The following is a 10,798-nucleotide window of genomic DNA, read 5'->3' on the forward strand; positions in this document are numbered from 1 at the left end:
ATGGCTTTACACGCCCGCCGTTCGCTCATCCCGTGGGCATCCACGAGATGCGCGACAGCCTTCCGCTTGGCCGCGGGCGTCACCACTTCTTTCCCAAAAGGTCCTTCAACGCCGCATTGTCCAGCATGGCGTCAGCCAGGAGCCGCTTCAGCTTCGTGTTCTCGTCCTCCAGCGTCCTCAGCCGCTTGGCCTCGGAGACGTCCATCCCGCCGTACTTGGCCTTCCATTTGTAGATGCTGGCGTCGCTCACGCCGTGCTTGCGGCATAGATCGGCGACCGACACCCCGGCCTCGTGCTCCTTCAAGATCCCGATAATCTGCTCTTCCGTAAAGCCGCTACGCTTCATGCTCTGGTCCTCGTCGTGGGCCAGAACGAACTTCAAACTGGATTAAGCCCCGGGGCAACGTCAGTACTCGCTTTTCGATCTGGCCGTTGCACAAGCCTCTACTTCGCGCAATGACAATTATTGAGACGCGCAAGGTCGTTGCCGCTCTGAGGAAAAAGCTGCCCCAAGGAATGCGCAATATTGATTGTCAGCCGCAAATCGGCGCCCTCACTGCGGTGCCTTCCGATGGAATCGACGCTGCCAGTTGAAAAAGAACTGCGGGCTCGGTGCGCCGCCGTTTTGTGGGCAGCTGTCAGGCGCTCAATCGCTTGCTTCAAGTTGATGCTTCTTTTGTCAGAATGCAAGGAGAAAATGCGCGTTCTGCGCGAGGTCTTCAATTTCCACACTCTATTACCCGAGTTGGTTGCCCGTCGTTCGAAAGAACGTGAGTGCCAAAGCCGCCGCATCAAACAGGCCCATCCGGCGATCTTCGCTCATCCACGGCTTACGGGGCGGCGGGACGTATTGCTCGAAGTCGGAATGTGCTTCGCGATTACCTCGGCGAGGCCCTGCTTGTTCGGGCACCCGTAGCACTCGAATGCACGTCGCACCTGATGGCGTGAGTATGCAAAAGCGGGAATGGCGCGATCTTTCGCAAGTCCAGCGATCGAGCCGTTGAGCTTGCTGATCCATCCTGCCCGTCGCGTACCTTGCTCGGAGGTATCTTGGATGACGAGCACATCGGGAGCGTATCGATCGATGACTTGGGAGATACGCAGCAGGCATTTCTTCCCCTTCCGAGGTCCGCGCGTCTCGCGTATTCCCCAGTCGTACGGTGATGAGCGGCCTTCGAACACGATGAACGCAAAGCCGCGCGTGTTTAGATAGATAGAGAGCACGAGTAAGGACCGGTAGTCATCCGTCATACCGTTGAATCGATGCGCTTCCCTTCTACTCGCTCCAGCAACCGTTCGAGGAAATCAAGCTTCAGGCGCGTTGCCTTGGATGGGTTGCCCTGAAGCGCTTCATAGAGTTCGCTGGCACGCCGAAGTATGGCCACCTGTAGGTCTGACATGAGCCCAGGAAACAGCTCCAATGGGGACGTATTGAAGATCATCTGGCATATGAACACGGCATCGAGGCTGGGCCCGCTTTGAGCCTTCAATTCGAGAGATTGCGGTCCTGCTCTTTACGCCGATCAAGAATGCGAGCTCCTGCTGGGTAAGCCCCCAGCGTCGGCGATGCGGACGGAGGTATGATTGATGACGATGACGCATAAGTCGTGCAGCCGGCCAATAGGATCACCGGCACGCACGCTATGGTCCCCTGGAGTGCAGTTTCGTTCGAGACGTGAAAAAGTGCCCACGTGGCACTCAAATGAAATAATCTGCAGCCTTCCATTGTATCTATCGTGCCGTCAGATGTCTGGTCCCAGATGAAAATCTTGTGGAGATGGGGACTTGGGGACGTGGAAGAACGCCCCGGCACACTGAATATTGGCGTTCGCTTCCCTATACGTTCAGCTTGGGGGGTGCCTCTAGAACTTCTCCGAAGTCCTCCTGTCAAGCGGTAAGTAGCTTGTTTTGCTTATCTTTTTAGATGCTGTGCTAAGCGTGTGCTAAAATTTGTGCTAAACACCGTCCGGTCACAATCCTCTGCGGAACGCTTCCGCTAAAATAGTGCCGCACGTCTTAAGGAGGCGTTTACCTGCAACGCCACCCAGCCCGAGTGGTTGCCAGCTCCATTCGTTTGCGTCCGTCTCCCCGGCAGCTATGCCGATTCTTCGGCATAGAGCGATGGCCAGCCAACTGCGTCGCGTCCGGTCCGCGTCAAGGGCGGCTTGCCGCTCGTCTCGACCCTTGATGCGGCCGGAGCGCGATGCAACCTTAGTCGCCTTGACTCTATGTTCATGTTTCGTTCTTATGCTGCACGTCCACCCGAGCATTCTTGCGAATGCAATCAATCTAACTTCGGATCTACTTAAGACCGTCGTGCTTACAGTTGCGATAGCAAGGTAGTCGGGGCTTGTGACCCCGAAGACGGTGCTTGATTCTGCCGAGGGAACTCGGGATGCTGCAGAGTCAATTTTAGCGCGGTGTTCTGGGTCGTAACCAGCTACTTGCCGAGGGACTCTTTGACGGGCTTCGAGGGGGTGTTCGTAACTACAGCATGCCCTTTCGCGAGATGGGCCAACTATATAACTTGCAAGGTCGTAACTAAAGACGACTTCATATCTGCGGTGACCTGTGTCAGGAAGTTCTCTAGGGAGCCTGATCGTCATAAGACGGATGCGGTTCTCGTTGAGCTCGTTCCGGAGTTCTACGGTTCGGCCCTTGCTGGCCTCGCCGAGGTGCTTCACACGCTCCTTTTATGCTCGATCGACCTCCAGCCGGAGCGCATCTACGCTGATATTCAGTCGCAGAACTGGCGACTTTCGCTGAATGGGGCGGACTTCTTCGTCGTCGTCCTGGCGCCGGAATACAAGCCGTCGCATCCGAGGTTTACGCACGGTAACGCGTTCGTCCTGCTTCAACCTGAGGCATTGTTTAGTGAGTTGAGAATAACGTCCGGGCGCAGGAGGAAATCGTACAGCTCGCGTGCGCAGCGTAGTTTTTATAGAGCGAAGCAGTCATACTTTGCCCATCACAGCCTCGGAACGCCGAAGGCATACCGCTTTCTTCTTGACCACGAAGGCGCAGGTATTCCCTGGTGGGAGTCTCTCGTCCGGGCTGACCTGCGCGAACCGCTAGAATCAAGCTAGGCGACCTTGGAGCTTGCCAAGGTTATGCGCTCTTCCAATTGTCGGGAGCTAGGGAGGCCTGCGCGACTCCAGCGCCATAACGGCGCGTGAAGATCGCTAGGCGCAAAACAGGTGCCAATGAGCAGCTTATCCCAGGCTTCTGCCACAGTCTGAGCGTCCTCTGATTGCTTCGCGTCTACCAACCCCAGCGCGGCGCTGGCTCGTTTGACATGAATGTCGGGAATTATTGAGATCTCCCGCCGGTTGACTAACTTCCCGCAATCAAAGAAGCTGTATATGTACAGCCAGTAGTTGAGAAGTTTCGGCCCGCTGATATAAGGGAAAGCGGACTTATTGTTGATTACGTAGTCTTTGATTCGTACGACGTCGTAGTCAAAGTGCGCTGCGAAGACGTCGGGGTCTCCACCAAAGCGTTCGGCCAAGGTGGATGAGATGGTAAACCAGATACGCGTCTGCTTATCGGGTTGAGCGGCGAGGCTGTATTTTGTGAGCGCCGCTCGGTAGGCTTTCTCACCTTCAGTCACGTTGTTGCAGTTGAAGACGAAGTTTGTCTCCGGGTCACTGTACGTTCTCAGAGCCGCACGCCAAAGGCTTTCTGATTGGCGTTGGTAGTTCACCGCACAAGGTAGCGTAAAGTAAGTTCTCCAAGCGAGGGAGGTCTTCTCGATATTAGGAAAGACCTCATGCACTGTCCCGCCAAAGGCTCCCGTGTAAAATGCCCTGTGTATGAGCGAGGCCATCTGGAGGATAGAGTCGCGGGACGGAGAATGAGCAAGGTCCGTGGACGGTGACGTTTCGAAGAGGTCGTGCTGTTGCTTCATGCGTTAGCTCGATTCTATGAGGACAATTTGAGAACGTCCAGCGCTTGGGGACGGCCGCCGTCCCGTTATTACGCATTTTTGCAAAGACTGCGGAGCACCCCGCGGTGTGGGCAAGCATACGACGTAGCCGTCCTTGGGTGCGCAGATGGGAAGTTTGTGCTGCCGGCAGCACGCACGAATCTTAGTGTGCTTGCTGTCGACCGCGATAGCGTAGCATTGTTCGGTGGAAGGAAGCCTGGAGCTGATGGAGATGTCCACATCTTAGGCCTGGCTGGCAGGCTTGCAGCTGAGCGGCTCCTCAGCAACGTTCACATTGTCGAATGCAATATTTTGTCTATGCGGCCGAAGCCGTGTCGAGGCGTATGGGTTAGCGGGATGGTGCAGTACTCTTGCAATATCCCAAACTCAGCGCTCACGATCGTATCGCATCTTCAGCAGTTCGTTGGCGTCGGCGGGTTGCTCTATATCGACTATATGCTCCCTTATGAGGAGAAGTACAAAGGTCGCCCGAACTGTCCAGAAGCGAGCTGGTGGAAAACTTGGGCTGCAAGCCTGAAGGATTGGATAGTCCTGCACAACCGAGTTCTTCAGCCCACTCTCGACCCGGCCCACATTGAGTACCCGGTGGATCACTACCACCAGTGGGGCCATGTCCTGCTCAGGAGGCAACGGTGAGACAACTCTGTTTGGTAAATGGTGTTCCAGGGGTAGGAAAGACAAGCCTTTGCTACCGTTTACTGCAAGATGCGTCTGCAGCATACACGCACATCTCGTTCGGGCAGCTGATCCTGCGAGTCCTACGTGAAAGCGCCCCCGATATCGACGAGAAAGCTCTCCGCCAGAGCACTACAGCACTGGTTACCCAGGAAGTACTGGATCGTGCGACGGCGATACTTGCGCAAGAAGTGAGGGCGCAAGCAGCCGATGATGGATGGATTCTTTTGGACTCCCACGCCGTCTCTCAAGACTGGTTTGGCTACCTCGCGTCGCCAGATGGGATGAGGTATTTTGAGCAGCTCCAGTACGGGGCGATTGTTCACCTTTACGCGTCTTCAGAAGCTGTGCTCCGCCGCAGCGATACAAACGCATCGGGTCGTCAGGCTAGAGTGCCTTCTGACCTGGAGACTCACTCTCAGCTGCTGAATTGCGTAAGCATTCTATACAGCTCTTTGAGCAAGTGCCCTGCGTACTTCGTCGAAGCATCTGGGTCAGTGGCGGAGACCGCAACCAAAGTAGACAAAATACTGCGGCCGAGACTTCAGCAGTGATCCAACTGGGGGGAGAACCTGTAAGCTCTGACGATGAACTGCGCAATTTATACCAAACGCGGCTCGCTGAGCTGGGTTTCTGCCCAGAGATGATGTTTTACCGCGACAAGAATCAACACGAACTAAAGCTATTGGCCATCGCAGAGCAGCTGCGGCTTCTGCAGGCGGGAGCGCCGATGAGCCTACTCGAGATCGGCTGTGGATATGGGGAACTCGCCAGATTTTACACATCAACTGGCGATTATCTAGGCATCGATATTGTCCCAGAGTTCGTAAGCGAAGCGAAGGAGCGCAATCCAGGTCTGTCGTACATGGAAAAAAGCGCGTTCGAGACTGATATTAGCCAATTCGATGTGTGCGTTTTGCCAGGGGTTCTTAGCGGTGTGCCCGACAGCCCCGGCCTTCTGAAGCGAGCGCTGCAGCTGAGCCGCCGCTACATCGTATTTGATGTAACGCTCTCAAACAGGCTGCCGAGCTCGTTCTCCAGTTTATTTCGTTGGGACTCGAATGAACTTGCGTCGCTCCTAAATGGCGAAGGGTTCGCATCAGTGCGAGTTCTCGACATGGGACGTTCTTGGGTAGTCCTGACAGCTAGCAGGGTGACCTTGTCGGCAGTTTCCCCGTCCTTCCGGCCGTGCATTGGGGTTAGACGCGCAACGGGAGATGGCTCTGAGAAGCGCAGGAGAACGCTTTACCGAGATTCGCCGCACCTGTAGGTTGCGTGGCGGGGAGGGAGAATCATGCACCTATCAAGGATCTGCATCCAGAATTTCAGGACGTTCTCGGACTTTGAGGTCAAGCTGGGCGGTAACATCGTCGTGGTTGGCGAAAACCGAATTGGCAAGAGCAATCTGCTATATGCGCTTCGCCTCATCTTCGATGCGACCTTACCAGATAGTGCGCGCCAACTCCGCTTGGCGGACTTCTGGGATGGCTTAGGGCAGCCTGGCACCGATACGAATATCAGGATCTCCGTTGAGATTAAGGATTTTGAGCGCGATTTTGATGTGCTGGCGCTCCTGACCGCGTTCAGGCTGAGCGACGACCCGTCTACGGTTAGGCTGACGTACGAATTTAGACCGAAGGCAGGGCTTACCGGAGAACCCAAGGCCGACGAGGATTACGAATTCGTCTGCTACGGTGGGGAGAATGGGGCTAGGACCTTCGGCCACAACCTGAGGCGTCGGCTGCCACTCGACCTGTTGCCCGCACTTCGAGACGCCGAGAGTGACTTGGCGAACTGGCGACGTTCGCCGTTGAGGCCGCTGGTTGAGGCTGCCTTCTCAGAGATTGAACAGTCTGATCTGGACGAAATCGCCACTGCAATCGAAGAAGCGACTGAGAAACTCGCCGAGTTCGATGAAATTGAGGGGCTTGAGTCATCCATAAGCGACTTTCTCTCCGACATGGCTGGGCCAAAGCAGGACGTCCATCCAAAGTTGGGGTTCGTGCCCGCAGATGCTGTCCGCCTTTATCGCAGCATTCAGCTGCTGATAGATGACGGAAAGAGAGGGATAAACGACGCCAGCCTCGGTTCGGCCAATCTCGTATTTCTCACGCTGAAGGCCATCGAGCTAAAAGCATTGATAGCGGACAACAAACGCGACCACACCTTCCTGGCCATCGAGGAGCCGGAAGCGCACCTTCATCCTCATTTGCAGCGGTCTGTCTACCGGCACTTCTTCGAAACGATGTTCGGTGACGAGGGCACCCAGACCGAATTATCCGTCTTCCTCACAACCCACTCTCCGCATGTCGCAAGCGTGGCTCCTTTGCGCTCACTTTTGCTGCTCAAGTCCTCCAAGGACGATGGCACAAAGGGGTACTCCACCGCTGCCATACCATTTTCTGACGATGAGGTCGCAGACTTAGCCCGCTATTTAGACGTGACCCGCGCAGAACTGCTGTTTGCGCGAGGAGTCATACTCGTCGAAGGGGACGCTGAACGCTTCCTCGTACCTGCATTTGCGGCCAATCTCTCCATCAGTTTGGATAAGCTTGGAATAAGCGTCTGCTCCGTCAGCGGCACGAACTTCGCTCCTTATGCGAAACTTCTTACGGGTCTAAAGATCCCGTTTGCGGTGATTACCGACTGGGATCCTGGCGAGGACGACGAGACCGACGCACTTGGCTGGAATCGTACCTACAACTTGGTTTCAATTATCGAAGAGGTCCGCACAGGCAAGAAGCCAAAAGCGGTGCTGTCAGAGCTCGACGAGCTCGAAGATCCGAATGAATTCTGCAAACGGTGCGAAGCGTTTGGAATTTTCTCGAATATCGACACGTTGGAAGTCGACCTATTCGAGGGTGATTTCATCAAGCCGATTATTAGAACGCTGCGCGAAGGAAAGTTCGGAAAGAAGCGAACGTCATGGATCGACGCTTGGGAAAAAGACCCTAAATCATTGGACCGCGACCACTACCTAACCCTTATTGACGCTATCGGAAAAGGCCGCTTTGCTCAGCGTCTCGCCGCCAATCTGGGGGCGCTCAAGCCGCCACGATACATCAAAGCGGCTATCGCGCACGTGGTCAAAAATGTCTAATCGAGCCCTGTATCTCCGGGCGGCCGACGAACTCCGTCCAAATGCGGCGCAATGGGAGGCGTACGAGTCTAAGGGGCATTGTGTTGTATTGGCTGGGCCCGGCAGCGGTAAGACCAAGACCTTGACGACAAAGCTTGCTCGTATCCTGTATGAGGACGTCCAAAACCCGCGCGGTGTGGCGTGCATCACGTATAACAATGAATGCGCCAGGGAGCTGGAGACCCGACTTGGACAATTGGGAATTGAGGCTGATGAGCGCCTCTTCGTCGGCACAGTTCACTCGTTCTCCTTGACCGAAATCGTTCTTCCGTACGCGAAGACCGCCAAGCTTGGGCTACCCGACGATTTCAAGGTCGCGACCCAACGTGATCAAGCCTTAGCGCTTGAGCGTGCTCACAAGCGGGTCATTGGCGGTCCCGGAAACCCCCAAGATACAAAATTCGCCATGGGGCGGCACCGGCGCTCGATTCTCAATCGCGAGAGCGAACAATGGAGAACCGTAGACCCTCAAATGTCCAGACTGGTTGTGGCTTACGAAGACGAACTTCGGAAGATGGGGACCATTGATTTCGATGATATGCCATTGCTGGCCGTCCGGGCGCTTCGGGAACACGCGTGGCTTCAACGCGCGACCCTGGCTAAGTTTCCGGTGCTGGTAGTAGATGAATATCAGGATCTAGGACGTGCTCTGCACCGAATGGTGATGGGGTTGTGCTTTAGCACGGGAATACGCTTATTCGCCGTCGGGGATGTCGATCAATCTGTATACGGCTTTACCGGAGCGCACCCGGAATCGCTCCAGCAGGTCGCAGATCGGGCCGACGTTCAGACGGTATGTCTTGAGTTCAACTATCGATGTGGCTCGAACATAGTCGCCGCCTCGGAGTTTGCCCTGGGTGAAGTGCGTGGCTATCAGACCCCGCCAGGAGCCCATGAGGGAAAGATATTTTTTCACGCGCTTGCTGGCAGCTATGAGGACCAGGCAAATCACTTTTTTTCCGTGGTCCTACCCGATCTACAGAGAAGGCTCGGAAAGTTGCGTCTCGGCGATATCGCCATACTTTACCCTGCCGCGTGGATCGGCGATGCGGTTGCCCAGCTCGCCGCTCGGTATGGCTTGGGAGTCCTGCGGGCGGACGCGAACGCACTGTATCCGCGATCGAGCCGGATCATGCGCTGGCTCGAAGACTGCGCGCTTTGGTGCTGTAGCGGTTGGCGGAGCGGAGAGCCGGACTTCACAAAATTGGTGAGAGACGGGGTACGGATATTCTCTGAGGAGATCATTTCAGATGGTTTGAAGCTGAAGCTCCAGCGTCGACTAATCTCCGCGTTGTGGAGCCGCCGTACGAGAACGATTCCGGTCCACGATTGGCTGGAAGGCGTCCGTGATGACGCATTTAGTGAGTTCCTCTCAGGAAAAGTTGTGCGGGACGAGGCGGAGACACTTAGACTGTTCATTGAACGCTGTGGCGCAGATGGTGACGCGCACGGAATGACGCTTGAACAATTTGCCGAAGATGGAGAACAGAACGAACGCCTCAACCTTTCGACGTTGCACAGTGCGAAGGGGCGCGAGTTTCGCGTTGTTATCCTCTTCGGAATGGATGTCGGCCGTCTTCCTCGGAACGCTGCCAGCTCAAATGAAATACGAGAGGCTCGCAGGACCTTTTACGTCGGTTTTACCCGACCAAAGGAAGAGCTCCACGTGGTCTACACGGCAGCGCGACCCTCGTCATTTGTAGTCGAAGTACAGAGGCGGATGGAAGTAGCAACGGGATAGATATGTAATCGTCGCAGGTCACTTACAGAAATAGCCGTTGCCCCCCCATTTTTTCCTTCTTATCACGCCGCGCGTTTGACGTTCCTATACCGGCGTTTCAACAACGACAGGGATCGGCAGCCCGATAGAAGTCCGTATTGGGGTGTAGATGTCGAGCTCGGCATTGCGTGCTTTAAGCGTCACAATGAGGGCATACCTTGTTTTACGATCGCAGACCTTTGTCGAAGCGCGCTGACGCCACCAGCCGTTCACGGGCTTGATGCATAAAAGGTTTCTGTTGAGGAGCTCGATCGCTGGACCGGTCCATACGTCACAATGGATGGACCCCGCTGATATACTGTCTTCGCCTAACATCCACCGCTGGTCGGAAGACGCTGCTGACGCTGGCCTTTGCTTAGGATTCTCCCGTTCGGTTGGGTTCACTCGCTGCTTGAAGTGTCGCGCCGTCTCGTTTTTCCGTTGATGGTCAAAGCGAAGGCCGTGAGATTGATATCGCTGCGCGTCAACGTTGGCCGAAAGCCCCGGGTTTGGGTCGACGAAATAGGACAGCGTAATCTTCATCTCAACAATTTCGTTCTCCAACTCCTCGAGCATTTCGGAGGGAAGCGGAAGGGTGTAATAGTGGCACTCGTTGAATTTCCTACCCTTGTCGTTCTTGAATGGTTGAATCTCGGCCTGCGCGAATAACGCAAGGTGATTGGTCGCTGACGCGTTGGCCCGATCAAAACTCGGCACGCCGTACCCAAACCGGCGCACCATGTCGTATCGCGCTCTCTTCGATGCGGTCTCCGTCAACGTCCGCAGCATCGGCTCGGTCCATTCGGCACTGTGGACCATCATCGCGCGAATCGTTTCCGGCCAATATTCGGGATGTTCGGCGGCCAAACGCGCGGCCATTCGCGCCGCCTGGGCGGCAGCGGCACTCGTCGCGTCGAAAGAGACGAGTGGCTGGCCCGCGTCGTTGCCGGTCGTTAGCAATGACAGAGAACCGAGAGTCAGCATCTCAGTTTGGGATAACGTACAGATTCTTTCGCACTTTCAGGATTGACGGCTTCTTCTAGAATGAAGGAGCTTTGAATGAACGATGGGAATGCCATGGGTCAGGTGATCCAAATTGATGAGGCCCGGATTCGAGATCACCTGGGCGAGATGGTCCGCGGGACAGTGGAAGAGACACTGAACGCGATGCTGGAGGCCGAAGCGGACCAGCTGTGCGGTGCTGGGCGGTATGAGCGCAGCCCGGCGCGGCAGGACACGCGGGCAGGCAGCTACGAGCGAACGCTGCAGACCAAGGCGG

9 protein-coding genes and 1 pseudogene are annotated in these 10,798 nt (G+C 55.6%); 6 read left to right on the top strand and 4 right to left on the bottom strand.

From position 1 onward, the window contains the following. Together GA0061099_RS38005 and GA0061099_RS38010 are read right to left on the bottom strand one after the other, a co-directional pair. Nucleotides 1–346, bottom strand: a pseudogene (locus GA0061099_RS38005) (transposase); the annotation flags it as partial. 473 nt (nucleotides 347–819) lie between these two features. Then, the gene (locus GA0061099_RS38010) at nucleotides 820–1,251 is read right to left on the bottom strand and encodes a hypothetical protein (RefSeq protein WP_074448602.1); all 432 of its coding nucleotides are present in this window, start codon (nucleotides 1,249–1,251) and stop codon (nucleotides 820–822) included. A 1,208-nt stretch (nucleotides 1,252–2,459) separates the two neighbouring features. Between GA0061099_RS38010 and GA0061099_RS38020 the strand changes: the two genes are divergently transcribed. After that, nucleotides 2,460–3,086, top strand: a complete 627-nt coding sequence (locus tag GA0061099_RS38020) for a YqcI/YcgG family protein (protein ID WP_158644923.1) — start codon at nucleotides 2,460–2,462, stop codon at nucleotides 3,084–3,086. Here the strand turns inward: GA0061099_RS38020 and GA0061099_RS38025 are convergent. After that, on the bottom strand, nucleotides 3,083–3,907 hold the full coding sequence (locus GA0061099_RS38025; protein ID WP_074448605.1) for a hypothetical protein: 825 nt from the start codon (nucleotides 3,905–3,907) through the stop codon (nucleotides 3,083–3,085). The two genes, GA0061099_RS38020 and GA0061099_RS38025, sit on opposite strands and share 4 nt — an antisense overlap. A gap of 671 nt (nucleotides 3,908–4,578) precedes the next feature. Between GA0061099_RS38025 and GA0061099_RS43330 the strand changes: the two genes are divergently transcribed. From GA0061099_RS43330 to GA0061099_RS38050, 4 genes are read left to right on the top strand one after another with little or no spacing between them, the layout of a single operon-like run. Then, complete coding sequence (locus GA0061099_RS43330) at nucleotides 4,579–5,175, top strand: AAA family ATPase (RefSeq protein ID WP_158644924.1); 597 nt, start codon at nucleotides 4,579–4,581, stop codon at nucleotides 5,173–5,175. Then, entirely contained in the window at nucleotides 5,172–5,891 is a 720-nt protein-coding gene (locus GA0061099_RS38040) for a class I SAM-dependent methyltransferase (RefSeq protein ID WP_141697798.1), read from the top strand. Before GA0061099_RS43330 ends, GA0061099_RS38040 begins: the two co-directional genes overlap by 4 nt. Nucleotides 5,892–5,915: 24 nt before the next feature. Then, nucleotides 5,916–7,721: an ATP-dependent nuclease gene (locus GA0061099_RS38045; RefSeq protein ID WP_074448609.1), complete on the top strand. Its 1,806-nt coding sequence runs from the start codon at nucleotides 5,916–5,918 to the stop codon at nucleotides 7,719–7,721. Then, nucleotides 7,714–9,501 (top strand): ATP-dependent helicase, encoded by a 1,788-nt coding sequence (locus tag GA0061099_RS38050; protein ID WP_074448610.1) that lies wholly within the window; start codon nucleotides 7,714–7,716, stop codon nucleotides 9,499–9,501. Before GA0061099_RS38045 ends, GA0061099_RS38050 begins: the two co-directional genes overlap by 8 nt. Before the next feature lie 84 nt (nucleotides 9,502–9,585). Here GA0061099_RS38050 and GA0061099_RS38055 read toward each other — a convergent pair whose 3' ends face one another. Beyond that, nucleotides 9,586–10,503 (bottom strand): S8 family serine peptidase, encoded by a 918-nt coding sequence (locus tag GA0061099_RS38055; RefSeq protein WP_074448611.1) that lies wholly within the window; start codon nucleotides 10,501–10,503, stop codon nucleotides 9,586–9,588. A 75-nt stretch (nucleotides 10,504–10,578) separates the two neighbouring features. Here GA0061099_RS38055 and GA0061099_RS38060 point away from each other — a divergent pair. After that, the coding region (locus GA0061099_RS38060) for a transposase (protein WP_199751059.1) at nucleotides 10,579–10,798 on the top strand (220 nt) is incomplete at its 3' end.

This window comes from Bradyrhizobium yuanmingense (assembly GCF_900094575.1).
In the GTDB taxonomy this organism is placed as follows: Bacteria; Pseudomonadota; Alphaproteobacteria; order Rhizobiales; family Xanthobacteraceae; genus Bradyrhizobium; species Bradyrhizobium yuanmingense.